24 protein-coding genes and 2 pseudogenes are annotated in these 25111 nt (G+C 64.0%); 11 read left to right on the top strand and 15 right to left on the bottom strand.

The annotated features are described in order from the left end of the window. Positions 1-28: 28 nt before the first annotated feature. The 3 genes from FJ960_RS17165 to def form a co-directional block, all read right to left on the bottom strand. The gene (locus FJ960_RS17165; RefSeq protein ID WP_140715484.1) at positions 29-454 is read right to left on the bottom strand and encodes a type II toxin-antitoxin system VapC family toxin; all 426 of its coding nucleotides are present in this window, start codon (positions 452-454) and stop codon (positions 29-31) included. Further along, positions 451-738 carry a plasmid stabilization protein gene (locus FJ960_RS17160; protein WP_140508365.1) on the bottom strand — a complete coding sequence of 96 codons (288 nt, stop codon included), beginning with the start codon at positions 736-738 and terminating at the stop codon, positions 451-453. Before FJ960_RS17160 ends, FJ960_RS17165 begins: the two co-directional genes overlap by 4 nt. Before the next feature lie 72 nt (positions 739-810). Next, the gene (gene def / locus FJ960_RS17155) at positions 811-1341 is read right to left on the bottom strand and encodes a peptide deformylase (protein WP_027143816.1); all 531 of its coding nucleotides are present in this window, start codon (positions 1339-1341) and stop codon (positions 811-813) included. Positions 1342-1444: 103 nt separating this feature from the next. Here def and FJ960_RS17150 point away from each other — a divergent pair, with 103 nt between their 5' ends. Continuing rightward, positions 1445-2695: a DNA recombination protein RmuC gene (locus tag FJ960_RS17150; protein WP_140508362.1), complete on the top strand. Its 1251-nt coding sequence runs from the start codon at positions 1445-1447 to the stop codon at positions 2693-2695. A gap of 3 nt (positions 2696-2698) precedes the next feature. On the opposite strand, the pseudogene FJ960_RS17145 reads toward FJ960_RS17150, so the two are convergent. From FJ960_RS17145 to FJ960_RS17135, 3 genes and pseudogenes are all read right to left on the bottom strand, one after another. Then, positions 2699-3102: pseudogene (locus tag FJ960_RS17145) on the bottom strand (GFA family protein). A 123-nt stretch (positions 3103-3225) separates the two neighbouring features. Continuing rightward, a pseudogene (locus FJ960_RS17140) lies at positions 3226-4178 on the bottom strand (cation diffusion facilitator family transporter). 118 nt (positions 4179-4296) lie between these two features. Next, positions 4297-5106, bottom strand: a complete 810-nt coding sequence (locus tag FJ960_RS17135; protein ID WP_140715482.1) for a transglutaminase family protein — start codon at positions 5104-5106, stop codon at positions 4297-4299. Positions 5107-5317: 211 nt separating this feature from the next. On the opposite strand from FJ960_RS17135, the gene FJ960_RS30160 reads away from it, so the two are divergent. Together FJ960_RS30160 and sugE are read left to right on the top strand one after the other, a co-directional pair. Continuing rightward, positions 5318-5443, top strand: a complete 126-nt coding sequence (locus FJ960_RS30160; protein ID WP_023772267.1) for a hypothetical protein — start codon at positions 5318-5320, stop codon at positions 5441-5443. A 202-nt stretch (positions 5444-5645) separates the two neighbouring features. Further along, the gene (sugE, locus tag FJ960_RS17125) at positions 5646-5960 is read left to right on the top strand and encodes a quaternary ammonium compound efflux SMR transporter SugE (RefSeq protein WP_135921973.1); all 315 of its coding nucleotides are present in this window, start codon (positions 5646-5648) and stop codon (positions 5958-5960) included. 193 nt (positions 5961-6153) lie between these two features. Here sugE and FJ960_RS17120 read toward each other — a convergent pair whose 3' ends face one another. Continuing rightward, positions 6154-6582 carry a DUF6481 family protein gene (locus FJ960_RS17120; RefSeq protein WP_015314444.1) on the bottom strand — a complete coding sequence of 143 codons (429 nt, stop codon included), beginning with the start codon at positions 6580-6582 and terminating at the stop codon, positions 6154-6156. A gap of 221 nt (positions 6583-6803) precedes the next feature. Here FJ960_RS17120 and FJ960_RS17115 point away from each other — a divergent pair, with 221 nt between their 5' ends. Then, positions 6804-7865 (top strand): LLM class flavin-dependent oxidoreductase, encoded by a 1062-nt coding sequence (locus FJ960_RS17115; RefSeq protein ID WP_140715480.1) that lies wholly within the window; start codon positions 6804-6806, stop codon positions 7863-7865. Positions 7866-7925: 60 nt separating this feature from the next. On the opposite strand, the gene FJ960_RS17110 is transcribed toward FJ960_RS17115, so the two are convergent. After that, entirely contained in the window at positions 7926-8402 is a 477-nt protein-coding gene (locus FJ960_RS17110) for a hypothetical protein (protein ID WP_246672858.1), read from the bottom strand. Positions 8403-8754: 352 nt separating this feature from the next. Here FJ960_RS17110 and FJ960_RS17105 point away from each other — a divergent pair, with 352 nt between their 5' ends. The 4 genes from FJ960_RS17105 (at position 8755) to FJ960_RS17090 (ending at position 12700) form a co-directional block, all read left to right on the top strand. Next, positions 8755-9924, top strand: a complete 1170-nt coding sequence (locus tag FJ960_RS17105) for an AI-2E family transporter (RefSeq protein WP_140508354.1) — start codon at positions 8755-8757, stop codon at positions 9922-9924. A gap of 69 nt (positions 9925-9993) precedes the next feature. Beyond that, positions 9994-10827: an arylamine N-acetyltransferase gene (locus FJ960_RS17100; protein ID WP_140715478.1), complete on the top strand. Its 834-nt coding sequence runs from the start codon at positions 9994-9996 to the stop codon at positions 10825-10827. Further along, positions 10824-11825 (top strand): LLM class flavin-dependent oxidoreductase, encoded by a 1002-nt coding sequence (locus tag FJ960_RS17095; RefSeq protein ID WP_140715476.1) that lies wholly within the window; start codon positions 10824-10826, stop codon positions 11823-11825. Before FJ960_RS17100 ends, FJ960_RS17095 begins: the two co-directional genes overlap by 4 nt. Before the next feature lie 80 nt (positions 11826-11905). Beyond that, complete coding sequence (locus FJ960_RS17090) at positions 11906-12700, top strand: inositol monophosphatase family protein (protein WP_140715474.1); 795 nt, start codon at positions 11906-11908, stop codon at positions 12698-12700. 52 nt (positions 12701-12752) lie between these two features. Here the strand turns inward: FJ960_RS17090 and FJ960_RS17085 are convergent, their stop codons facing one another. Next, positions 12753-13772 carry a LacI family DNA-binding transcriptional regulator gene (locus FJ960_RS17085; protein WP_140508347.1) on the bottom strand — a complete coding sequence of 340 codons (1020 nt, stop codon included), beginning with the start codon at positions 13770-13772 and terminating at the stop codon, positions 12753-12755. 218 nt (positions 13773-13990) lie between these two features. Here FJ960_RS17085 and FJ960_RS17080 point away from each other — a divergent pair, with 218 nt between their 5' ends. Genes FJ960_RS17080 through FJ960_RS17070 form a run of 3 tightly spaced genes read left to right on the top strand, consistent with a single transcriptional unit; the run spans position 13991 to position 17852 of the window. Further along, positions 13991-15577, top strand: coding sequence for a sugar ABC transporter ATP-binding protein (locus tag FJ960_RS17080; protein ID WP_140715472.1), 1587 nt, complete (start codon positions 13991-13993; stop codon positions 15575-15577). Beyond that, positions 15574-16887, top strand: coding sequence for an ABC transporter permease (locus FJ960_RS17075; protein ID WP_140715470.1), 1314 nt, complete (start codon positions 15574-15576; stop codon positions 16885-16887). The genes FJ960_RS17080 and FJ960_RS17075 overlap by 4 nt, the downstream gene beginning before the upstream one ends. Continuing rightward, the gene (locus FJ960_RS17070; protein ID WP_140508341.1) at positions 16884-17852 is read left to right on the top strand and encodes a substrate-binding domain-containing protein; all 969 of its coding nucleotides are present in this window, start codon (positions 16884-16886) and stop codon (positions 17850-17852) included. The genes FJ960_RS17075 and FJ960_RS17070 overlap by 4 nt, the downstream gene beginning before the upstream one ends. A gap of 46 nt (positions 17853-17898) precedes the next feature. Here the strand turns inward: FJ960_RS17070 and FJ960_RS17065 are convergent, their stop codons facing one another. Genes FJ960_RS17065 through FJ960_RS17040 form a run of 6 tightly spaced genes read right to left on the bottom strand, consistent with a single transcriptional unit; the run spans position 17899 to position 24960 of the window. Beyond that, a complete protein-coding gene (locus tag FJ960_RS17065) occupies positions 17899-18360 on the bottom strand; it encodes a MarR family transcriptional regulator (RefSeq protein WP_140508339.1) in 462 nt (153 codons plus the stop codon). Beyond that, complete coding sequence (locus FJ960_RS17060; protein WP_140715468.1) at positions 18357-18941, bottom strand: amino acid synthesis family protein; 585 nt, start codon at positions 18939-18941, stop codon at positions 18357-18359. Before FJ960_RS17060 ends, FJ960_RS17065 begins: the two co-directional genes overlap by 4 nt. Next, positions 18934-19818, bottom strand: a complete 885-nt coding sequence (locus tag FJ960_RS17055; protein WP_140715466.1) for a UPF0280 family protein — start codon at positions 19816-19818, stop codon at positions 18934-18936. Before FJ960_RS17055 ends, FJ960_RS17060 begins: the two co-directional genes overlap by 8 nt. Next, positions 19818-21359 (bottom strand): 6-hydroxynicotinate reductase, encoded by a 1542-nt coding sequence (locus FJ960_RS17050; RefSeq protein ID WP_140715464.1) that lies wholly within the window; start codon positions 21357-21359, stop codon positions 19818-19820. The genes FJ960_RS17055 and FJ960_RS17050 overlap by 1 nt, the downstream gene beginning before the upstream one ends. Then, entirely contained in the window at positions 21356-24109 is a 2754-nt protein-coding gene (locus FJ960_RS17045; protein ID WP_140715462.1) for a molybdopterin-dependent oxidoreductase, read from the bottom strand. Before FJ960_RS17045 ends, FJ960_RS17050 begins: the two co-directional genes overlap by 4 nt. Beyond that, positions 24106-24960 (bottom strand): xanthine dehydrogenase family protein subunit M, encoded by an 855-nt coding sequence (locus FJ960_RS17040; protein WP_140715460.1) that lies wholly within the window; start codon positions 24958-24960, stop codon positions 24106-24108. The genes FJ960_RS17045 and FJ960_RS17040 overlap by 4 nt, the downstream gene beginning before the upstream one ends. Between the last annotated feature and the right edge of the window lie 151 nt (positions 24961-25111).

The following is a 25111-nucleotide window of genomic DNA, read 5'->3' as shown; positions in this document are numbered from 1 at the left end:
CCTTGTTCCTGCCTTGCCGTGACCCGGCTCAGGCACTCGTTTCAAACGGGTTTACGAGCTTAAGGTCAAGCCCGTCGAAGTCGCGAACATTGCGGGTTGCCAGCGTGGCGTCATGCGCGAGACAGATCGCGGCGATCATGGCATCAGCAAGGCTGATTGGGCGCCCGAGCCGTTCCCGCGTCGCTCGGAGCTTGCCGGCAAGGCGAGGGATAGAACCAGCAAATTCCACGACGCGACCGGAGAACTGCTTCGAGATCAGGTGATCGAGAGCACGGACATGGCGATCGGAGCCGGTTTTGTTCAGAAATCGTCCGGCACCGAAGGATTGGTCCATGACGACAGGGCCGCACAGGTACAGGTCAAGCAACTCCTGTTTGCGAAACCATTCGACCACGTTCGCATCGGGTGCCGTCCTGCTCGTTTCGGAAATGACGTTGGTGTCGAGGACGATCACTCGAAATCCTCGGCCGGGCGCCCAAAGTCGCGTTTTCTATCCGCTTCGATCTCGTCCATGATCTCGGCGAATTCGTCGTCGATCGCATTCTCCGTCGCGAACGCGGAGCGTATATTGTCCCATGCCGACAGACCGGGCTCTGGCTTGGCCTCCTTTTCGGCGACCATGCCTTTCCGTAACAGATCGATTGCTTTTCCCGATAGGCTCTGGCCGCCGCTTCGTGCAGCCTGTTCGATTTCGCGTTTCAACGGCTCGGGAATGTCCCTGATCAGCATATCGCCCATGCAATTCTCCAACGTTGATATCAATGATATCACAGCGAAGATTGTTGCTCAATGGATTCTGCGCTCGGTATCCTATCCTGCCAGCTTGCCTGGCGCCTTGTCCCTGGCGAGCTTCTTGAACTTCTTAACCACCATGTCGCGCTTCAGCTTCGAGATGTGGTCGATGAACAGCACGCCGTTGAGATGGTCGATCTCGTGCTGCAGGCAGGTCGCCATCAGCCCTTCGGCCTCCATCTCCTGCAGCGTACCGTCGCGGTCGAGATATTTGACCCGCACCGAGGCCGGGCGCTCGACCTCGGCATAGTAATCGGGGATCGACAGGCAGCCTTCCTCGTAGACGGACCGCGCGTCGGCGCTTTCGAGAATCTCCGGGTTGATGAAGACGTGCGGCGCCGGCGTTTCGTCTTCCTTGGCGAGGTCGATCACCAGCATGCGCAGCGGTTCGCCGATCTGGATAGCCGCCAGCCCGATGCCGGGTGCGTCATACATGGTCGCCAGCATGTCGTCGGCCAGTTTGCGCAAGGGCGCGTCGACGCGCTCCACCGGCTTGGAAACCTGGCGCAGGATGGGGTCGGGAAGGATGATGAGCGGCTTGATCGGCATGGCGTTTCACCTAAGACCTCAAAAGAAAGGCGTCAACCGGTAGGCCTGAGCCTCGTTCACGTTTTGATCTGTGCCGGCCTGCCGAATCGGCTATGCTGTCCACATGAATGATCTGAGCACCATCCTTTCGGAGCCTGTCGTACGGCTCGGCGCCTCGACAATCACGCTCGGCCACGCGCTTGCCTTCGGCGTCTTGCTATTTCTCGGTCTGTTCGTGGCGCTCGTCGCTGCGCTGTGGCGGTCGGCCAAGGCGCGCGCGGTCGCCGCCGCGGAAGCCGCCGACCATGCCCGCGACGCCGAGACACGCATGGCTGGTATTTTGCAGGCGCAGGCGGAAATGCAGGGCCGCATGGGGGCTATTGCCGAAGTGTTCGGCGCCCGGCAGGCCGAATTGACGCAATCGATCGGCCAGCGGCTCGACGCCATGACCGGCCGCATCGGCCAGACCATGACCGAGCAGACCAAATCAACGCATGAGAGCCTGGCGAAGCTGCAGGAGCGGCTGGCGGTCATCGACACCGCGCAAGGCAACATCCAGTCGCTTGCCGGCCAGGTCGTGCAGTTGCAGGCGATCCTCTCCAACAAGCAGACGCGCGGCGCCTTCGGCCAGTCACGGATGGAGGCGATCGTCGCCGACGGCCTGCCGCATGGCGCCTATGAATTCCAGGCGACGCTGTCGAACGGCAGCCGGCCGGACTGCCTGGTGAAAATGCCAAACGGCGCGCCGTCGCTTGCCATCGATGCCAAATTTCCGCTGGAAGCCTGGAACGCCATCCGCGCCGCCGACGGGGCCGACCTGCAGAAGGTCGCGGCCCAGGCCTTCCGCCGCGACATCGAGGTCCATGTCCGCGACATTTCGGAAAAATACCTGCTCCAGGGCGAGACGCAGGACACGGCCTTCATGTTCGTGCCGTCGGAATCGGTGTTCGCCGAAATCCATGAGAATTTCGAAGCGGTTGTCCAGAAGGCGCACCGCGCCCGGGTCATCATCGTCTCGCCTTCGCTGCTGATGCTGTCGATCCAGGTCATCCAGGCGATCCTCAAGGATGCCCGCATGCGCGAACAGGCGCATCTGATCCAGGGCGAAGTCATCAGGCTGATGGAAGACGTCCAGCGTGTCGACGAGCGGGTGCGCAAATTGCAGGGCCATTTCGGCCAGTCGGCCAAGGACATCGAAGACATCCTCGTCTCGACCTCGAAAGTGACCAAGCGCGGCCAGAAGATCGAGGCGCTGGAATTCGGGGAAGGCGAGCCCGACGCCCCACACGGCGGCGCCAAGGTGGAGGCCGCACCGCGCGTGGCCGATTCCAAGACGGGACAGCTGAGGCTGAGGGTCGTCGAAGGCGACGACTGAACGCTACTGCTCCTCCACTGTCGTCATGCCCTCGAATTCCGGAAGCCAATGCAGCGCCGAGCGGTGCCATTTCTGGTGTCTCGGAACCAGATCCTGGCGCTGCCGCGAGGTCCCGACCCTGATGCCATAAACCTTTGGACCGTCGCCGACCGAGGTCGCATAAAGATGCGAGCCGCAGTCGGCACAAAAAGCCTGGGGCGCTTGGCGCCGCTCGCCACGGTCTTGATATAGATTTTCGGCGCGCCCCTGGTGATCCGGTAGTGATCTTCCTGCGTGGGAACAGTGACGCGAAAGGCCGTACCGGTCAGCTGTTGGCAATCGGTACAGTGGCAGATCGAGGTCTTTTCCGGGTCGACCTCCGCCTCATAGGTGATGGCACCACAATGACAGCCGCCGTCGATCTTCATCGTCATTCCTCCAACATCGATCAGGTAATCTTAGTGGCGCGGCGACGCGAAGCAACGGCGCGGCGCTGGTCCAGAGGCCAAGGCATGATCAGGAAGAGGGGATTTTCGGATCATGGCCAAACTCTATCCGGACGCGGATTCGATCAGCTTGCGCCGCTTTTCCCAGGTGCCTGACGTCTGCGGCTTGACGAACAGCCGCGTGATCTCAGGCATTTCCTTCCTTAGCCGGGCCTCGAGACGCTCGACGCAGGCCTCAATGTCCGGCGCCGCCAGATGGTCCTCGAATTCGATGCTCAGGGCGGCAACGATCTCTTCCGGTCCCATATGCACGGTCAGCACACCGTTCGCCCGCTGCACCGCCGGATCCTGCTGGACGATCGCCAGCACCTTCCTCTGCACCTCGGGTGAGGCCGGCTCACCGATGAGCAGGCCCTTGCTTTCACGCGCCAGGAAGATCGCTGTCGCGCCGAGGATGAGCGCGATGCCGATCGAGGCGGCGCCGTCGAGTTCGGGCATCTCGAAAATCTCCGCCGCCGATATGCCGGCAAGGCGACCGTCAGGCCGAGAAGGGCCGCGCTGTCTTCGAACAGCACCGTATAGACGCTCGGGTCCTTGCTCGATTGCACGGCTTCCAGCCAGCCTTGCTTGCCCTTCTGCTTGCGGAATTCCTTCAGCGCCACCAGCCAGGAACTGCCTTCGAACAGGAAGGACAGGCCGAGAACGACGTAGTTCACCTTGACGTTGGCGACCGGTTCCGGCGCCATGATGTGGATGATGCCCTCGTAGAACGACACGCCGGCGCCCAGCGCGAAGACCAGAAGGGCGACGATGAAGCTCCAGAAATAGAGTTCACGGCCGTGGCCGAGCGGATGGGTGGGGCTGGCCGGGCGTGCGGCCCGGTGCATGCCGTAAAGCAGCAGGCCGCCATTGCCGGTATCGACCAGCGAATGCACGCCTTCCGACAGCATGGCCGAACTGCCGGTGAAAAAGGCCGCGGCGAACTTGGTCAGCGCTATGGCGAGGTTGCCGGCGAGCGCCGCATAGATGACCGTTCTGGAGCCGCCATGCCCTGCCATGCAGGTCTATCCTCTTGAGGTACAATGTAGCGGCCCTGCCGCGGAGCTGCACAGCCATCACAACGCGCCAATCGTCGGGTCGTTCAACGTCTTCGAAACCTGCTGGCAACAACGCCAGCTATTCCTGGATTTCGTCCGTCCATACCTTGAAGCCCGCAAGCATGCCTGGCCCGAAAATATGGGTCAGCGGCACGTCCGCCGCGTCACGGCCCGAGGCGATCAGGATGCGGCCGATACGTGGCGCGTTGTTGCGCGGATCGAAAGCGTGCCAGCGGCCGCCGAGGTAGACCTCCATCCAGGCGCAGAAATCCATGCTCGCCCAGGGCTTCGGCATGCCGATGTCGCTGATGTAGCCTGTGCAGTAGCGCGTCGGGATATTGAGTGCCCGGCAGAATGTGACGGCGAGGTGCGCGAAATCGCGGCACACGCCACTCCGTTCACGCCAGGCTTCCGCGGCGGTGCGCGTCACCCGTGCGTCGCCGTAGTCGAAGGCGATGTGGTTGTGGACGAAATCGCACACCGCCTGCACGCGCGGGATGCCGGGCGGCGTATGGCCGAACAGCCGCCATGCCTCGCTTGCCAGGAGGTCGCTTTCGCAAAACCGGCTGGGCAGCAGGAACAGGAGCGTTTCCGCCGGCAGGTCGCGCACCTCGTGCTGCCACGCCATCAGCTCGCCCATCTCGAGTGTGCCGGGGTCGCGGATCACCGCATCGGTACCGAAAGTGAAACGCCCGGGCGGAGCGACGAACCGGTTGCACCAGTTTCCGAAACTGTCGCGATAACTTTCAATCGGCACCGGCGGGCTGGAGGTCAGAAAATCCGGGCGCTCAAGATCGGAAGCGCGGGAATAATGGACATTGAGCATTGCGATGAGCGGCGTCTCCTGCGGAAAGTCGAAGCTCATCTCGCAGCCGATGTGGATCCGCATTGTCGTCCTGACCGGCCTGCCTGACGATCACCCGGCGGTGCACGGGTCGATGCTGCAGTGCGAAGACAAGCATGGCATGGACCGTCCGGGTTTACGAGCAAATTAGAAACCGGTTGAAAGCGGCCTGCCGGCCTTGGCAGCAAGCACTAGCCTCTTGCAGTCCGGCGTTTGTCTTGTTTCACTCCGTCTCCCGCAACAGGAGGAACGAATCATGGCCAAAGGTGCGATGAAGGCAGGCAAGGAAGCCCGCAAACCAAAGAAAGACGCCAAGAAGCCTGTAGCCGCTCCGGCCCTGAAGGCGCCGCCGGTCAAGGCAATGAGGATCAAGGAAAAGTAAGTCTCGGCGACACGACGGGGCGGGACTTCACCGGCGGCATTCGACAATGCCGCCGGCACGTGTCGATCGGGCGTTCGGACAGCCCTATGTCGACGACGCGGGGACGACCTCGCACTTTCCGAAAAATTCGGTCGGGACGACCCGCCATTGTCGACTGAGCATCCGAGGCCGGAGAGGCTGGATGTTCCGATGGAGCGTTGCGATGTCCTGGACTTTTCTGTTTTTCGCCGGCCTGTTCGAAATCGGCTGGGCGATCGGCCTCAAATATACCGACGGCTTCACCAGGCTTGTGCCGACCGTGCTCACGGTCGCTTCGATGATCGTCAGCCTCACCTTGCTCGGCCTGGCGCTGAAGGCGCTGCCTGTCGGCACCGCCTATGCGGTGTGGACCGGTGTCGGCACAGTCGGCACGGCGCTGCTCGGGATTTGGTTGCTGGGCGAGCCTGCCACGGCGATCAGACTCGGGTGCATCGCGTTGATCGTCTGCGGTATCATGGGGCTGAAATTCGCGGCTTGAACGGCCCTGTCCGCCGGCAGACCGCGCCGATATCCCCGGACGTCAAGCCGACATCCCTGGATGTCAAGCGACATCCTGGATGTCAAGCCGATATCCAGGAATGCAGGGGCTTCCGGTGGCAACATGGACAAACGCGAAAAGGGCCGCGCCTTGGCGCGTCCCTTGTTCATCATCCGTCGCGGCGAGTGCGCTCTTAGCGACCCGTAAAGCCGGGAGGTGTCCTGCCGGTGCGCTGCTTGCGTGCCGCATAGCGCGCGTCGCGCTTTGCCTTGCGCTCGGCTTCATCGGCAAGCAAACGAGCAATACGCTCGTTCTCCTCGGCTTCCCGAAGCTTGGCATCCGCTTGCGCTGCCTCTTCGGCGGCAATGCGCGCCGCTTCGGCTGCGGCCTCACGCTCGGCCTTCTCAATCGCCTCGCGTGCCAGCTTTTCCTGCTTCAGCTTGGCCTTCTCGGCCTCGCGGATCTCCCGAGCCGCAAGGATCGCCTTGCGTTCGGCCTGTCGTGCCAGCACCGCAGGATCGTCTGCTGCCGGCTTTGACTTGAAGCGCTCCAGAAGCGCCTTCTTTGCCTCGGTCGCGGCATTGCGCCGCTCGAAAATGTCTTTTTCCCTGTAGATAGCCAAGTCCACTTCCTTGAAGTCTATTCGCGACGCTTACATACGCGCGAAAACCGGGAGTTCAAGCGCCAAAACGGCATGCCAGCCATGAAATTCCGGGATGTTGCACCGGGGAGACGCATTTCCCGCCGAAATCGACATGCACTGTTCACCAGCCGCCCTCTGGCGGCGTGGCGGGCGTGTCGCTACCTCTAGCGCGACAATCAACACACTGGGATGACATCCAAATGGAACTCGGCCTCTACACTTTTGCCGATGTGAGCCCTGTGCCGGGTCCCGGCGCCATCGGCCCGCATGAGCGGCTGCGCAACCTGATCGACGAGATCGAACTGGCCGACCAGGTCGGCCTCGATGTCTTTGGCCTCGGCGAACACCATCGGCCGGACTATGCCGCCTCGGCGCCGGTCGTGGCTTTGGCCGCGGCGGCGGAGCGTTCGAAGCGCATCAGGCTGACCAGCGCGGTCACCGTCCTGTCCTCCGACGATCCGGTGCGCGTTTTTCAGCAGTTTTCCACGCTCGACCTTCTGTCGGGCGGCCGCGCCGAGATCATGGCCGGGCGCGGATCGTTCATCGAATCCTTCCCGCTATTCGGCTATAACCTCGAAGACTATGACGAACTGTTCGCCGAAAAGCTCGACCTTTTGCTAGCCATCCGCGATCAGGTGAAGGTGACCTGGTCAGGCAATCTGCGCGCGCCGATCAACGATCGCGGCATCTATCCCAGGCCCTTGCAGGACAGGCTGCCGGTCTGGATCGCCATTGGCGGAACGCCGCAATCGGCCGCCCGCGCCGGCGCGCTCGGGCTGCCGCTGGCGCTTGCCATCATCGGCGGCGAACCAGCGCGCTTCGCGCCGCTGTTCGACATCTACCGTGAGGCAGCCAAGCGGGCCGGCAGCGATCCGGCAGGGTTGGCCACAAGCATCAACGTGCATGGCTTCATCGCCGGGACGACCGAGCAGGCGGCGGACGACTTCTACGGCCCGCAGGCGGAAGTGATGAACCGCATCGGTCGAGAGCGTGGCTGGGGCCCGACATCGCGCGCGCACTTCGATCAATCACGTGGTGCCAATGGTGCCCTGTTCGTCGGCAATCCGGAGCAGGTGGCGGAAAAGATCGTCGCCCAGCATAGGATCTTCGGCAACGACCGCTTCCTGCTGCAAATGGCCATCGGCACCATGCCGCACGCCAAGATCATGAAGGCGATTGAGCTTTACGGCACCAAGGTGGCGCCGGTCGTGCGCAAGGAAACGGCGAAACCCCCGCCGGCCGTGGCGGCGCCTGTCGCGTGAACTTAGTGGGACTCCGCAAGGATAGGGCTTGTTCCATGGGCCCTCCGATAGGTTTGGCTATCACGTTGCCCGGTGCGAGGCTGTATCCATCATCGCGGCATGATGGATTTCGGTCGCCTCGTCGGCTGGGAACATGCACTCCATGCGCAGTTCCTGGGCGGCGACGGTTTGGGGGGTTCCCACCGTGCTAACCATCGAAAAATAGTTCAGGCGGCGACCGTCCTTGATGAAGCCGAGCGGAATGACCGGCATGAAGCCGATCGCCACCGGATTTTTCCAATCACTGTTCACGTCCGGATAGGCGAGCAGCGCCGCCAGCAACTCCCTGGTCTTTTCGTCGACGACGCGGCCGATGGATTCGCGATAGACCCGCTCGAACAGGCTCCGCGCCACGTCAGGCCAATTGGCGACGAACGGGCGCATGCCTTCGGCATCGAACATGAGGTGGAGCATGTTGCGCGTTGAGGAGAACCGGATTGTTGGCCATCGTCGCATGACGTTCGGAAGAAAGCCAAACCTCTCCTCCAGCGCCTTCAACGCGGGCCTGGATTTCTCCGGCGCCGACTCGGTTGTTTGAAGGGTAAATCTTTGCATCGTGATGTCCTCTTTTCAGGGTAGCGCGTAATCGCACGGGCGATCTTCGCCACGCCAGCCTTGCGATCCCACGGTTGCGAAGGCCTGCTCCCGTACCAGGCCCGCCACGTGCCCGGACTCAATTACACGGCATGTAATACGGAACACTCGCAGCCGAGCGTCCGTTGAGCTACCGGCGGCAGGACCCCGCAACGGCGGCCCGTGCCGTCAGTGCCGGCTAACGGAACCTTGAAGCCGTGCCGGCGTTTTCCGTCTGCGGATTGCATCAGTTGTGGTGTGCCGCCGAGGGACCACGATGAAAGCCGAGTCCGCCGCTTTGGGCGCAGGCGTTGCCGAAGCTGAAGAGTCGCGTGTGGCGGCGCGCGCCGATACACGCCTGATGCGCTCGCTGCTCATCGGCATCTTCCTGTTCATGACCGTCTATGCGCTCTATTTCGCGCGCGCCTTTTTCATGCCGGTTATTCTGGCCTTCCTGCTCACACTGACACTGACGCCGATCGTGCGGCTGCTGCGCAAGCGCGGCATTCCCGAAGTGGTTTCGGCGACGCTTCTGGTGCTTGTGTCCATCATCGTCTTCGCGAGCGCCGGCTATGTGCTCAGTGGCCCCGTCATCGATCTCATCAACAACACCTCGTCCATCGGCCAGCAACTGACCGAACGCTTGGCGCAGCTGCGGCGGCCGGTCGAGAGGATCATGGATATTGCGCACCAGATCGAAGGGCTGACCGAGACATCGCAGGAACCGGGCGTGCAAAAGGTCGCGGTTGCGCAGTCAGGCTTCCTCTCATCGGCGGCGAGCAACATTCTGTCGGCCGGGACAAGCCTGACCATCATCTTCGTGTTGTCACTGTTCCTGCTCGCCTCGGGCACGATGTTCTACGAAAAGATCATCCAGTCCTTCGCCAGCCTCACCGAGAAGAAGCGGGCGCTGCGCGTCGTCTACGATGTCGAGCGGGAAATCTCGCACTACCTGCTCACCGTCACCATCATCAACACCGGCCTCGGCACGGTCATCGGCCTCGGCCTGTGGGCGCTCGGCATGCCCAATCCGCTGGTCTGGGGCGCGGCGGCCGCCCTGCTCAATTTCCTGCCCTATGTCGGGGCCATGATCACGTTTGTCCTGGTCACGGTCATCGCGCTGATCAGCTTCGACACGATTGCCTATGCGTTATTGGCGCCTGCCTTCCTGGTATTGTGTGACATCATCGAAGGCCAGTTCGTGACGCCGATGGTGGTCGGGCGGCGGCTCGAGATCAACGCCGTGGCGATCTTCATCGCCATCGCATTCTGGTCATGGCTGTGGGGCTTCGTCGGCGCGCTGATGGCGGTGCCACTGCTGGTCGTCGTCAAGGTGTTCTGCGACCATTTCGAGAGCCTTAGCCATGTCGGCAATTTTCTCGCCGCCCAACATACGGCGGTGATCGAGGAGGAAGCCGAGGAGCAGGACGGCACGGCCGCCGGCTAACCGGCGTACGGTTTGCGGCGGCGGGTTCGAATGCCTATATCCGCCCGATCAGTGCCTGGTGCCCTTCCGATGAACGACGCTCCCTTCGACCTCGACGCCTATTTCGCCCGGATCGGCCATGCCGGGTCCAGGGATGTTTCGCTCGACACGCTGAAGACGCTCCATTTCCTGCATCCGCAGGCGATCCCCTTCGAGAACATGGATCCGTTTCTGGGGCGGCCGGTCCGATTGGACGCCGCATCGCTGCAGGACAAGATCGTCCTTGCCGGGCGTGGCGGCTATTGCTTCGAGCACAATCTCCTCTTCATGCATGCGCTGAAGGCGCTTGGCTTCGAGGTCGGCGGCCTTGCCGCGCGTGTGCTCTGGGGTCAGAGCGAGGACGCGATCACTGCGCGCAGCCACATGCTTTTGCGCGTCGAGCTCGATGGCCGGACCTATATAGCCGATGTCGGCTTCGGCGGCCTGACCCTGACCGCCCCGCTGCTGTTCGAGCCTGGCCTCGAACAGACGACCCCGCACGAAACGTTCCGCATCGCCGAAACCGGCGATCACTTCCGCCTGCAGGCCGCCATCGGCGGCGACTGGCGCTCGCTGTATCGCTTCGACCTGCAGCCGCAATATGAGGTCGACTATTCCATCGCCAATTATTTCCTGTCGACCAATCCGGCATCGCATTTCCTGATCTCGGTTTTGGCGGCGCGCGCCGCGCCCGACCGGCGCTATGGCCTGCGCGGCGATCGCCTGTCCATCCATCACATCGATGGCCGCACCGAGCAGAAGCATATCGCCACTGCCGCCGAGCTTGCCGACACGCTGGAAGGCCAGCTCGGCGTCACCATCCCCGACCGCACGGCCTTCGAGGCCCGGGTGCGCGAGAAGAAGATCGTGGAGACCAGCATATGACCGAACTTTCCGTTCTCGACCTGTCGCCGATCGTCGAAGGCAGCGATGCCTCGCGCTCGCTTGCCAATTCGCTCGATCTCGCTCGCCACGCCGAGCGGCTCGGCTACAAGCGCTACTGGCTGGCCGAGCACCACAACATGCCAGGCATCGCCAGTGCGGCAACGGCTGTCGTCATCGCCCATGTCGCCGGCGGCACCAAGACCATTCGTGTCGGCGCCGGCGGCATCATGCTGCCCAATCATGCGCCGCTGGTGATCGCCGAGCAGTTCGGCACGCTGGCCGCTTTGTTTCCCGGCCGCATCGATCTTGGCCTCGGCCGGGCGCCCGGCACCGACATGAACACGGCGCGGGCGCTACGCCGCAACCTCGAGGCCGGGGTCGACAATTTCCCGCAGGATGTCGTCGAGCTGATTGGCTATTTCCTGCCCGCCGAGGAGGGCCAGCGCCTGCGCGCCGTGCCCGGCGAAGGCCAGACGGTGCCGATCTGGATTCTTGGGTCGAGCCTCTACGGCGCGCAGCTCGCCGCCATGCTCGGCCTGCCCTACGCCTTCGCCTCGCATTTCGCGCCGGCGGAACTGGATCACGCGCTGGACATCTACCGTTCGCGCTTCCAGCCGTCCGAGCAACTCGACAAGCCACATGTCATGCTCGGCCTCAACGTCTTTGCAGCACGCACCGACGCCGAGGCACGGCTGCTGTTCACCTCGCTGCAGCAGGCCTTCGTCAATCTGCGCACCGGCAGGCCCGGACGATTGCCGCCGCCCGTCGAGAATTATGATCGCGATCTCGACCCGATGGCCAAAACCATGCTCGGCCAGGCGCTGTCCTGCGCCGTCGTCGGCTCGCCGGAAACGGTCCGCCAGGGCATCGATGCCTTCGTGCGCCGTACCAGTGCCGACGAGCTGATGGTCACCGCGCAGATCTTCGATCATGCCGCCCGTGTGCGGTCGTTCGAGATTTTAGCCGAGGCTCACAAATCTCTGTCACAGGCCGCCTGAAGCGAATAAGCGGCCAGCCGCTTTTGCCGACGTCGATGCTCTGCTAAATGCGGTTATCCTTCGCAACAGCGAGCCTTGCCTTGCCCCATGATCTCGATAGACGCGAGCAGTTTGCCATTGATCTGGCGCGGCGTGCCGGCGAACTCGGCCTGAAATATTTCCGCGATCTCGACAGCCTGACCATCGAAAGCAAGGGCCACCAGGATCTGGTCTCGCAGGCCGATCGCGAGGTCGAGCTGTTCATCCGCGCGGCAATCGCGGCCGACTATCCGCAGGACGGCATCGTCGGCGAGGAGCACGCCTCGGTCGCCGGCTCGACAGGCCATGTCTGGGTGATCGACCCCATCGACGGCACCGCCAATTTCGTCCGTGGCATTCCGGCCTGGTGCGTGGTGATCGCCTGCGCCCGTGATGGAGAGACGATCGTCGGCGTCATCCACGAACCGTCGACCGGCGAGACCTTCCACGGGAGGCTGGGCGGCGGCGCCTTCGTCAACGGCAGGCCGGTCAAGACAAGTGCGGCGGCCAGCCTGGAAGAGGGCTCGGTGGGCACCGGCTTCTCAAACCGGGCCGAGGCCGAAAACATCGCCGTGCTGATCAAAAAGATCCTGGCCGAGGGCGGCGTCTTCTTCCGCAACGCGTCCGGCGCGCTGATGCTTGCCTATGTCGCCTCGGGGCGGCTGCTCGGCTATGTGGAAGAACACATGAACCCGTGGGACTGCGTGGCCGGCATGCTGCTGATCGAGGAAGCCGGCGGCACAATCCTGAAGGCGGATCCGAAGACGGTGCTGCAGAGCGGCACACAGGTCATCACGGGCGGCAAGGGCGTCTTTTCGAAACTGCAAGAACTGTGTTCTGGTGTTTTCACGTCCTGATCAATTTCAGGAAGCACGACGTTATCCGAAAACCGCTTCACACTTTCGGCATTTAGGCACTCACGCTGTGCACCACCGCGCCCAGCGGCCGGCATGAATTGCGGATCATCAGCCGGCCCTTGAGGACGAGCTTGCGCGGTGGCGCATCCCGGTTGCCGGCGAGACGGTCGAGCAGCAGATTGGCCGCCTGTTCGCCGATCGCCTGCACCGGCTGCGCCACCGTGGTCAGTTGAGGCTGGAACACGTCGGACCAGGGAAAATCGTCGAAGCAGGCTACCGAAATATCCTCCGGACAGGACAGCCCGATGTCGCGGATCGCCTTCATGGTTCCGATCACCATCGGGTTGTTGGCCGAGAAGATCGCGCTTGGCCGGTCATGCAGCGACAGCAGCTGCATGGTTGCGTTGTAGCCGTCGATCTCGTGGAAATTGCCGGAGCGAACCAGCTCTTCGGCCACCGGCAAGCCGGCGGCCTGGAGCGCCTCGCGATATCCGGTCATGCGGTCATGCATGGGTGAAATGTCCGAGGTGCCGGTAATGTAACCGATGCGGCGGTGGCCGAGATTGATCAAATAGCTCATGGCGTCGAACACCGCGCGCTGGTTGTCGAGAACCACGGCGTCGGTGTCGACGCCCTCGCACAGACGATCCATCAGCACGACCGGCACATTGGCGTCGGCGACGATCCGCTTGAGGATCGCGCCGTCCCCGACGCGCGCCACGATCAGCCCGTCGACCATGCGGTCGAGCAGCAGCCTGATCTGGTCGTCCTGGGTGTTCAAATCCTCATCGGTGCAGCACAGCATGACGGCGTAGCCGGCGCGGTCGAAGGCCTGCTGGATGACCGAAACGACATCGGTGAAGAAGGGGTTGGTGATGTGCGGAACGGTCAGGCCGATGGTGCGCGTCGTGCCCATCTTCAGGCTGCGGGCGATGGCGTTGCGCTTGTAGCCGATATCGCGAATCGCCTGCTCGATGCGGGCGCTGAGCTCGGGGCTTACGGTCGCCGTGCCGTTGATCAGCGCCGACACGGTGGCGACCGAGACACGCGCCGCTTCAGCCACGTGAAGCATGGTGGGCGCGGTGGATTTGCGGTGTTTTTTTCGCCCTGACGCTGTCATTTTCGAAACGTTTCGCCACCCCTTGCCGCCAATACCTACGGAATCTTGTCGTTTTAGGCAAGAATCGAAATGCATCAAAGTTGCGTCACCCTATATCGGCTTGACATGATCGAAACGTTTAGATTAGCGTTCAAGTAGCTGACGAGGACGGAAGGGAGGCCGCTATTGTCATGGAACAGAACAATTCCCTTTCCTCGACGCGCAGTGCGGCGTCGGATCGCTCGGACATCGTTCTGAGTGCCGAGCATATTTCCAAGAGTTTTGGCGGCATCGCCGCCTTGGTCGACGTCGGCTTCGAATTGCGGCGCGGCGAAGTCCATGCCTTGATGGGCGAGAACGGCGCCGGCAAGTCGACGCTGATGAAGATCCTGTCCGGCGTCTATACCGGCTACGAAGGCACGGTCAGTATCGACGCCCGGCCGGTCAGCTTCGCCGGCGTGCGCGATGCCGAGGACGCGGGCATCGCCATCATCCACCAGGAACTCAATCTGGTGCCGGAGCTGAGTGTCGCCGACAACATCTTTCTCGGCCGCGAGAAGCTGATCGCGGGACTGATCGTCGACCGCAAGGCGAGCAGCCGCGCGGCAAGCGCCCTCCTGCAGCGGCTCGGCATCGAACTCGATCCGGACGCACGCGTCGGCGCCTTGCGCGTCGGCGAACAGCAACTGGTCGAGATCGCCAAGGCGCTGTCGATGTCGGCGCGCATCCTGATCATGGACGAGCCGACCTCGGCGCTGTCGCCGGCCGAATGCCAGCGGCTGTTCCGCATCATCGGCCAGCTTGCCGATAGCGGCGTCGCCATCGTCTACATCTCGCACCGCATCGACGAGGTCATGCATCTGGCCGGCCGCGTCACCGTTTTCCGCGACGGACGCCATGTGCTGACGCGGCCGATGGCCGAGCTTGACGAGAATGCCATCATTTCGGCGATGGTCGGACGGGACCTGCTCGCATCCTCTCAAGGTGAGCGGGATCCCGGCGGCAGAACCGTGCTTTCGGTCAGCGACCTGTCGCTGTCGAAGCCCGACCGCCAGGGCTGGCGGCAGGTGATTAGCGGCGTCAGCTTCGATCTCGCCGCCGGAGAGATTCTGGGCATTGGCGGCCTGCTGGGCTCCGGCCGCACCGAGATCATGGAAGCGATCTTCGGCGCGAGCGATGGCCGTGCCGGCGGCGAGATCAGGCTCGACGGCCAGCCGGTGGATATCCGCTCACCACGCGATGCGCGGCGGCTGGGCATCGCGCTGGTCACCGAGGACCGCAAGACGCAAGGCCTGCACCTGCAGGCCTCGATATCGGACAATGTGGCGCTGCCGCTGGTCGGCGCGCTGGCCCGCTTCGGCATCCGCTCGCTGGCGGGCGAACAGGGGCTGGCGCGGCAGGCGGTCAAGGCGCTCGGCATCCGCTGCCGGGATATCGACCAGCCCGCCGGCACGCTGTCGGGCGGCAACCAGCAGAAGGTCGTCATCGGCAAATGGCTGGCGACGAGGCCGAGGGTGCTGTTGCTCGACGAGCCGACGCGCGGCATCGATGTCGGCGCCAAGCGCGAGATCTACGACCTCATCTTCCGGCTGGCGCGCGATGGCCTCGCCATCGCCGTCATCAGCTCCGAGCTGCCGGAATTGCTGCATCTTTCCGACCGCATCCTGGTGATGGCCGATGGCCGCCAGACAGGCATCCTTTCCCGCGACGCGGCGAGCGAGGAGGCCATCATGCGCCTCGCGGCGCCGCGCCGGACCCTATCGAGACCCGCCGCATGACCGCACTGAAACTCCTGTCCCGCACCAAGCTCTATTGGGGCCTGATCGCCATCTTCCTGATTGGCGTGCTCGGCTCGCCGGTGAGTTCCAAGGGCAACAATATCTTCCTCTCCTACGGCAATCTGCTCGACGTGCTGCGCCAGGTGTCGACCACCGGGCTGATCGCGACCGGCATGACGGCGGTTATCATCACCGGCGGCATCGACCTTTCCGTCGGCTCGCTGATGGCCATCTGCTCTGTGGTGTGCGCCATGCTGCTGACGGTTCCCGGCGTGACGCCGGGCGTCGTGCTGGGCGTGCCTACCGTTGCCCTGGTTGCGCTGTGCCTCGGCATCGTCGTCACGCGCTTCATCCTCCTCAATTTGCAGAAATCCCGCGCCGGCTCGGATGCCACCGCGCGCGACGTCAGGCTGGACACCATTCGCGGCCTGGTCACGCCGGCGATCGTCGGCGTCGTCCTGTGCTGCCTTTCGCTCTGGTACCTGCTGCCGCAGATCGAGCCCAAATTCGGTGTTCTCGGTGTGCTGCTGGTGGCGCCCTGCGTCGGCCTGCTGTTCGGCGCCATCAATGGCTTCATCATCGTCGGCGGACGGCTGCAACCCTTCATCGTCACGCTGGCGATGATGGTGACGGCGCTCGGCATCGCCCGGCTCACCGCCGGCCAGAACAATGCCGTGCTGCCGGTCTATACCGGTTCCAACGCCACCGCCGATTTCGAGCTGCTGCGCTCGCTGGTGTTCGGCGTCATCCCCATGCCCGGCCTGTTCTTCCTCGGCGCCATCGTCATCTATGGCGCGGTGCTGCGCTTCACGCCGTTCGGCCGCTATGTCTATGCCATCGGCGGCAATGAGGAGGCGGCCCGGCTTTCCGGCATCGCCGCCGGGCGCGTCAAGATCGCCACCTACGCCATATCAGGCCTGCTCGCCGGTATTGCCGCCGTGCTCTACGTGGCGCAATACCGGCAAGGCAAGCCGGACGCCGGCGCCGGGCTGGAGCTCGACGCCATCGCCGCCGTGGTCATTGGCGGCACCAGCCTGATGGGCGGGCGCGGCAGCCTGATAGGCACCTTCTGCGGCGTGCTGATCTTCGGGCTGCTCTCCAACATATTGCAACTCCACAACATCAATTCGAACCTTCAGCTGGTGCTGAAGGGGATGATCATCATCGGCACCGTGCTCGTGCAGGAGCGCAATGCCGGTGATCTGCTGGCCTATCTGCGCCTGCCTGGAGCGGCGCACAAGGAAACGGCCGCCGCAAAACGGCCGTCGCAAGAGACACCGTCTCTCAATCTCGGAGGAAACAAGAAATGAAACGACGTGACATGCTGAAGCTTGCCGCACTCGGCGCGGCATTGCTGACCACCACGGCACTGCTCTCCACCGGCCATGCCTTCGCCCAGGATAAGAAGTGGAAGATCGGCTTCTCGCAGGTGACCACCATCGAGCCCTGGCGCGCCCAGTTCAACAAGGACATCATTGCCGAGGCCGCCAAGCATCCGGAGGTCGAGCTGATCATCACCGATGGCGAGGACAAGACCGAGAAACAGGTCGCCGACGTCGAGAACCTGATCCGCCAGGAGGTCGACGCGCTGCTGGTATCGCCGAAGGAATCGGCTGGCCTGACCGGCGTCGTGCAGCAGGCGATCGACGCCAAGATCCCGGTCTTCGTGCTCGATCGCAATGTCGACACCAAGGACTACACGCAGTTCGTCGGCGGTGACAACAAGCTGATCGGCCGTGCGGCCGGTGAATATGCCGTCGAACTGCTCGGCGGCAAGGGCAAGGCGGCAGGCAATGTGGTCGAGATCTGGGGCGGCATGGGCACCCAGCCGGCGCATGACCGTCATGACGGCTTCCATGAATTCACCGACAAGGAGCCGGGCATCAAATATCTGCTCGACCAGCAGTCGGGCGACTGGAAGCAGGACCAAGCCTACAATTTGATGGCCAACGCGCTGAAGACCAACGAGAAGATCGATCTCGTCTACGGCCATAACGACCCAATGGCCTACGGCGCCTATCTCGCCGCCAAGGATGTCGGCCGCGAGAAGGACATCAAGTTCATCGGCATCGACGGCCTGCCCAACGAAGGCGTGCAAATGGTGAACAAGGGTGAGCTGACGGCGACGTTCACCTATGTCACCCCAGGTGCGGAAGGCTTGCGCCAGGCGATCAAGTTCCTCAACGGCGAGAAGGTCGAGAAGACCATCACCTTGCCGACCGAGAAGATCACCAAGGAAAATGCCGCCCAGGTGCTGAAGGACAACGGCCTCTGAGGCGATGCTCTTCTGCCGGGCGCTGATGGCGCCCGGCAGAATCAATCTACGCCAGCTTCGCCAGCAGCTTCATGAAAGTGGCGGCCTCCTTGACCGTGAGCGGCGCCAGCGTTTCCTGCGTGATCTCCCTTGCAAGCGGGATCAGGCGCTCGATCGCGTCGCGGCCCTCGGCCGTCAGGTTGACCAGCAGCCGCCTTTTATCGACTTCATGCCTGGAAAGCTCGACAAAGCCACGCGCCTTCAGCCGGTCGATGACGCCCTTCACCGTCGCCGCATCCATGGCGATCAGCGTGCCGAGCTGGTTCTGCGAAGTCTCGCCGACATCGCGCAGCTTGGCCAGGGCCGCGAATTGCGGCGGCGTCAGATCGGCGATACGGGCGGCGAAGATCGAGACATGGCGCTGGTGCGCCTTGCGCAGGATGAAGCCGACCTGTTCCTGCAGCAGGTAGTCGTGGTCGTCGGCCTCTTCGGCCTCGACCAACTTGAGCAGGTTGTCCCCGCCGCTCACCGCAACCCGTCCCAGGCTTTTATGTCGTCCGCTGCGAGGCCACCCATGCGGTTATGGACGCGAGGGCCGCAGGTCATGACGAGGCAGAACAGGATCTCGTCAGGACGCGGGCCGTCGCTGATGCCGACTTCCATGGCGTCGAAATGGCTCCGCACATAGGCGGCGTTGATATGGCCGAGCGGCACGTCGAGCTTTGAGCCGAAGGCGCCGACCTTCTTGGCCGAGGGCACGATCGCCTTGGCATCGCCCAGCCGCTCGCGCATCGCGTAACCGCCCGGCACGTGCCACAGCGCACCATGTTCCAGTTCGCCAGCCGTGCCGACGATGGCGCCCTTGCCGTAGCCATCGATCTGCTTCACGTCGCCGCCGAGTGCGGCGATCAGCCGGTCGGCGAGCAGCAGGCCGAGCGGCTTCAGATCGTCCATGGCGCTTTGCAGATCTTCGACATAGCGCCCCGCGAACGGATTCCTGACCACGGCCATGGCGGCGGCACGCCGGCGCGGCACTTCCGCGACCGGGCCGCCTTCGTGAAAGATCTCTTCGCTCAGCACCGCGATCTTGCGGATCGGAAATTCAGGCATGGGCAACTTCCTCCGGTTCATGCTTGTTGGACGCGGCCAGTGCAACGGAGCCGCTGATACGGGCCTCCCCGCCAAGAAACAGCGCCGATGCGGCAATCAGGCCGCGGCGGCGAAAATCTTCGGCGACGGCAAGGCCATTGTCCAGCGCCCGCGCCACCTCATCAGGTGCAAGCGTGCCGACGCCTTGTGTCACCAGCCTCGCGCCAAGATCGCTGTCGGGCGACAGCTCGTGTGCGGGAATGCGCCTGATGGCGGCATTGCCGGGCAGGTCCACCGCGTTGGCGATGAGCGTCGCCGCCGCATCGGCCTCGGCGCCAGTCCGCGCGAGCACGGTGACGGCGTCGGCAATGCCAAGCGAGAAGGAGCGGCCACGCCAGCCGCTGGTCGCGACGCCACGCACGCCATCTTGCGCGCGGATCGTGATCCGGTCGGCCATGCCGTTGGCGGTGCCGGCGACCGCCAAGCCAATCGACGTGCCCTTGTCGAGATGGAGGGCGCTGTCGCCGCCATTGTTGACATAGGCGCGGTCGAGCTTGCGGCCGGCAAGCAGCGCGGCGATCATTTCGTCGGCTACCGATCCGGCAACGGCGGCCATCGGGGTGATGAAGCATTCCGCCAGGGGCATGACGGCTGCTTCCATGCGGCGCGCGGTTGGACCGGCGAAGGCGCGCGGCGCCAGGAAGAATGCAGGAAGGCGCAGTTCGGGAAGCTCCTCGACCAACTCGATCAGGATCGTCTGGAAGCGCGCGACGGCTTGGGCGTAGGCCGCGCGACACTCATCGGCATCACCGAAAGCCTCGACGATCAGGTCGATCGGCCCATGGTTGAGATGCAGCCGCTTGCCGTCCTGCAGCCAATGCGCTTGCGGACCTTGCATCAGCCGGCCCCGTCCGAGCCCGTGCGGCGCAACTGCGCCAGTGGCGGCCATGGATTTTGGGTTGCAGCACCCGTGCCGCGCCGGGGATTGAGATACTCGCCGCCCTTGGCGACGATGTCCGCGACGCTGCGTATCTCCGCCTCGTAGCCGCCGAGCCTGACGTAATCGTCGCGACGCAGGGTGAACTCGATCGGCGCCACCAGTGCCGGCGTCGGCACATAGCCGAAGGCGCCGTCCGGAACCCTGGTGACATCGACCATCAGCGTGATGCCGCCGCCCGGCCAGACATAGACCGGCGCGCCGCCCACGGTGACATAGGTTTTCAGGCCTTGCACGGAGCGTGTGAGATTGACCGGGTTTTCGGTGACGCCGGCACGCAGCGAGCCACCGGCGCCGCCGATGAACAGCACGGTGCACAAGGCCGGCTCGCAATTGTCCTCGATCAGGTTGACCGATTTCCGCAGCCGATCGGGAAACGGTTTTTCGACCGGCTTCAGCTCGTCGTCGAGCTCGTAATAGGCGAACTGCTCGCCGGTGGTCGAAACCATCAGCAGCGACAGGCCCGGGCGCGCGCCCTTCTTGGCATTCCACTCGCCGAGGATCGACAGCGGATCGGAAATACTGGTGCCGCCCCAGCCCAATCCTGGCTCCGAGACCTTGAAATAGCGGCCCGGTGTCGAGCGGCGGCCAACGATCTTGATACCGGTATCCTGCCAGCCCAGCACCTTGCCGGCCTGGTGTTCGGAAACGACACCGGTGATGTGGTCGTCGACCACTACCACCTCGTCGACCAGCCCGCGCCATTGCGTGGCGAACATCCCAATGGTGGCCGAACCGCAGCCGACGCGCATGCGGTGTTCCTGCTTGCCGTCAATGACGGGCGGTTTGCCGGCTTCAACGGTGACCGTGGCGCCGCCGTCGATGGTGAGTTCCACCGGTTTGCGGTTGCACAGATTGAGCAGCGCGTCGCAGGTAGCGCGGCCTTCCGCCTTGGAGCCGCCGGTCAGATGATGCACGCCGCCCAGCGACAGCATCTGCGAGCCGTATTCTCCCGTCGTGACATGGCCGATCGCCTCACCCTCGGCCCGCACAATAGCCGTTTCGGGTCCGATATGGCGGTCGGTGTCGATCTTCACCTTGACGCCGCAATAGGAGAAGATGCCCTCGGTGACCACGGTGACGAGATCGACGCCCTCGACTTCCTGGCTGACGATGAAGGGAGCGGGCTTGTAGTCGGGATAGGTGGTGCCGGCGCCGATTGCCGTGACGAAGCGGCGGCCGGTGTTGACCAGCTCGCCGTCCCACTGCTCGCCCTCGGCGACAAAGGGCACCATGGCGGCGCCGGTCTCGGCCGCATGGTCCAGGATGGTCAGCGGGTCCATGCGCACGATCCGGCCCGCGACATTGCCATAGCGATCGCAGGCGCCGGTGCGGCCGTCAGCGATGTAGCACATGACGGGACAGGCATCGCAGCGGATCTTTTCCGCCACCAGCTTCTCGCCGGGATCATGGGTTTCGAAGCGTTCGGCAAGCTCGCTCATGTGCGTGCCTCCTTCTCGCGGATGGCCGCCAGGATGCGGCTTGGCGTTGCCGGCACCTTGGTGACCAGCACGCCGGTGGCGTGACGGATGGCGTTGAGGATCGCCGGCGCCGTCGGGATCAGCACGTGCTCGCCCAGGCCCTTGGCGCCGAATGGCCCTTCAGGATCGGGGACCTCGATAAGGATGGTCTCGATCGGCGGCACGTCGCCAATGGTCGGGATGAGATAGTCGTGCAGGTTCTCGGTGCGGCCGGGTATGTATTCTTCCATCAATGCCATGCCTATGCCTTGCGCGATGCCGCCTTCGATCTGGCCCTCGACCAGCAGCGGATTGATCGCCTTGCCGACGTCATGCGCGGCGATGATCCTGATCAGCTTGACCGTGCCGAGCTTGAGGTCGACCTCGAGTTCGGCGATCTGCGCGCCATAGCCATAGACCGCGTAGGGCTTGCCCTGGCCCTTGGCATCGAGGGGCAGCGTCGGCGGGTCATAGGTCTCCTCGGCACGGAAGACGAAGCCGTCGGCATCCATCTCGAGCGAGGCAAGATCGATACGGCGTGTCGCCTCGCCTTCGCGGATGACGATCGCCGGGCCATCCAGTTGAAGGGAAGCCTTGTCCGAGACATTAGCAAAGCGCAGGATTGTTTCGCGCAGGGCGCGGCCCGCCTTCTCGGCCGCCTTGCCGGTGACGAAAGTCTGTCGCGAGGCCGAAGTCTTGCCGGCGTCGGGGCTGATCGCCGTATCGGCGCTCTTCAACTGGAATTTTTCCAGAGGCAGGCCGAGCGCGTCGGCGCAAATCTGCGTAATGACGGTGTTGGAGCCCTGGCCGATATCGACCGCGCCCTGGTGCAGGATGACCGCGCCGTCAGCCACGATGCCGACCCGGATGGTCGACGGATTGGGCAGCGATGTGTTGCCGCAGCCATACCAGCACGAAGCGATGCCGACGCCACGCTTTCTGTCGATACTGGCACTGTTGAAAGCATCCGCATCGGCCGTCGCCCGCGCCCAATGCGGCCGCAGGGCTTGAAGGCATTCGGCGATGCCGACGCCAGACTCCAGAAGCTGCCCGGTAACCGTTTCGGAGCCGTTCCGAAGACAGTTCTTCAGGCGAAAGTCGAGCCGGTCCATGCCGAGCTTGCCGGCGAGTTCGTCATACAGCGTCTCTTGCATGATCGTCGCCTGCGGCACGCCGAAGCCACGGAAGGCCCCGGCAATCGGGCCATGGGTGTGGATTGCGCGGCCCTCGGCGCGGTAGTTCGGCGTCGCATAGGGGCCGGAGGCGTGCACCGGCACGCGGTTGGCGACCGTTGGCCCCCAGCTGGCATAGGCACCGGTGTTGAAATCGCCTTCGAAGACCATGCCGGTGACGTAACCGTCGGCGTCGGCGCCGATGGTGGCCTTCATCCGCGCCGGATGGCGCTTGGTGGTCGACATCATGGATTCGTTGCGGGTGTACGCGAGCGCCGCCGCCCGCCCGGTCTTCAGCGCCACAAGTCCGATGAGAGGTTGCAGGGAAACGTCGAGCTTGGAGCCAAAGCCGCCGCCGGTCGCGGTCGGCACGATGCGCACCTTGTCGACGGCAAGGCCAAGCACCTTCGCCGTCTCGTCGCGGTCCATATAAGGCGCCTGTGTGCAGGCGACGACGACCAGCGTGTCGCCGTCGAGATAGGCATAGCCGGCTTCCGGTTCGATATAGGCGTGCTCGACATAGGAGGTGTCGATCGTGCCGCTCGCGGTGAAGGCCGCACTGGCAAGTGCTAACTCGGGATCGCCGCGTTCGACGAAGCCCTTGGTCAACAAATTGGCCGGGCGGCTTTCGTGGATCAGCGCCGCACCTGTGGCCTGCGCGTCGCAAGGCTGGAGAACATGTGGGAGCTCGGTCCAGCGGACCGGGAAATCCGACAGATCGAGATCGAGCATCGCCTCGCGCTCGCCGGCGACCAGGGCGACCGCCTCGCCGCGAAGCCGGGCAACGCCCTCGGCCAGCGCCGGCTGGTCGGCGAACGGGCCGATAACGCCAAAGCAGTTCTTGCCCGGGATATCGGCGGCCGTGAAGACGCCCGCAATACCGGGATGGCGGCTTGCCCAGCCATCGATGTCGCCGAAGGCGAAGCCGGCATGATAATGCGGCGAGCGAATCACCAGCACGGCAAGCGCATCGGCCGGGAAAGAATCGCCACCGAATTTCTCGGCCCCGGTCACTTTTGGTACACCGTCGAGCCTGACCGGTGACGCGCCGATGGCGTGGCAGGACCGAGGCAGACGGAAATCCAGGCTCGCGGCCTGGTGGGAAGCCTCCATCACCGCCGCGATGATCTTCCGGTAGCCTGTGCAGCGGCAGAGGATCCCGCCCAGCGCATCCTGCACCTCGGTCTCGGTCGGCCTGGGTTTCGTGTCCAGCAGCGCGGTTGCCGCGACCAGCAGTGCCGGCGTGCAGATGCCGCATTGCGCGGCGCCATGCGCCAGGAACGAGGCTTGCAGCGCCGACAGCCGGCCATTGGCGAGGCCCTCGACCGTCGTCACCGCGGTGCCGGCAGCCGAGGCCGCCGGCGTCAGGCAGGCGCAGACGGGTTCGTCGTCGACCAGCACCGTGCAGGCCCCGCAGTCGCCGGCGTCGCAGCCGACCTTTGTTCCCGTCAGCCGCAATTCGTCACGCAGCACCGAGGACAGCCGGCGCAGCGGCGGCACGTTGACCGAGACGGCGGCGCCGTTGACCGTGAAGGCGATATCAGCGCGATCCATGCTCATGCGGCCACCTTGTCGCCTGCCGGCTTTCCAGCGGCTTCGAGCACGGCGCGGGCAACGATCTCGCGCACCGCGTCCAGCCTGTATTCGGCGCTGCCGCGCACATCGGCGATCGGCGACAGCTCAGCCATCGGCGCCGAACGAACCGCGGCAACAAGCCCGGCATCCAGGGGAAGCCCGCGCAACGCCGCCTCGATACCGGCAAGCCGCCTGGCAACGGCGGAACAGGAGCCGACGGCGACGGCCGCATCCGCGACACTGGCATTCTCGACAACCAGACGCACCGCCACCATGGCTATGGAGATGACGAGATAGCGCCGGGCACCAAGCTTGACGAAGGCCGATGTGCCGGTGGGTTTCGGCACGCGGATGGCCGTCACCATCTCGCCAGGCTGCAAGGCCGTACGGCGGTTGCCCAGGATGAACTCCGCCAAGGGCAGATGGCGTGTCGCCGCCGCCGAGCGCAGCTCGACCTCGGCGTCGAGCACGAGCAATCCCGGCACGCCGTCGGCGGCCGGCGAAGCGTTGCAGAGATTGCCAGCGACCGAGGCAACGTTCTGGATCTGCGCCGAGCCGACCTCGCGCGCGGCCTGTTTCAGCGCATCGAAGGCCGGGGGCAAGGGATGGCGGATGATGTCGGTCCAGGTCGCGCGCGCGCCGATGATCCAGTGACTGCCGGTCTCGGCGATGCCGCGCAGCGCTGTCAGGCCGTTGATGTCGAGCACATTGTCGCGAAACGGCTTGCTGCCTTGCACCGGATAGAAATCCGTGCCGCCCGCAAGGATACGCCAGGCGCCCTCGCCAAGCAGCGCGAGCGCCTCGTCGACCGTGGTGGGTTTCGCGTAACGGATCACGCTTTGCCTTCCAACAAGATGGGCCTTCCCAATAAGATGGGCCTTTCCCGAAACCGGCCCTCCCAAGGAGCTTACCCCCGGGAATATCTTGCCGGTTTCAATCCGGCAAATTCATTCGTATGCAAATGATATCAAGACGGCGGAAATTGTC

The organism is Mesorhizobium sp. B2-3-11 (genome assembly GCF_006442215.1).
GTDB lineage: Bacteria > Pseudomonadota > Alphaproteobacteria > Rhizobiales > Rhizobiaceae > Mesorhizobium > Mesorhizobium salmacidum.
Note: the sequence above shows the minus strand (reverse complement) of the source record. Positions and strands in the feature narration are given on the sequence as shown.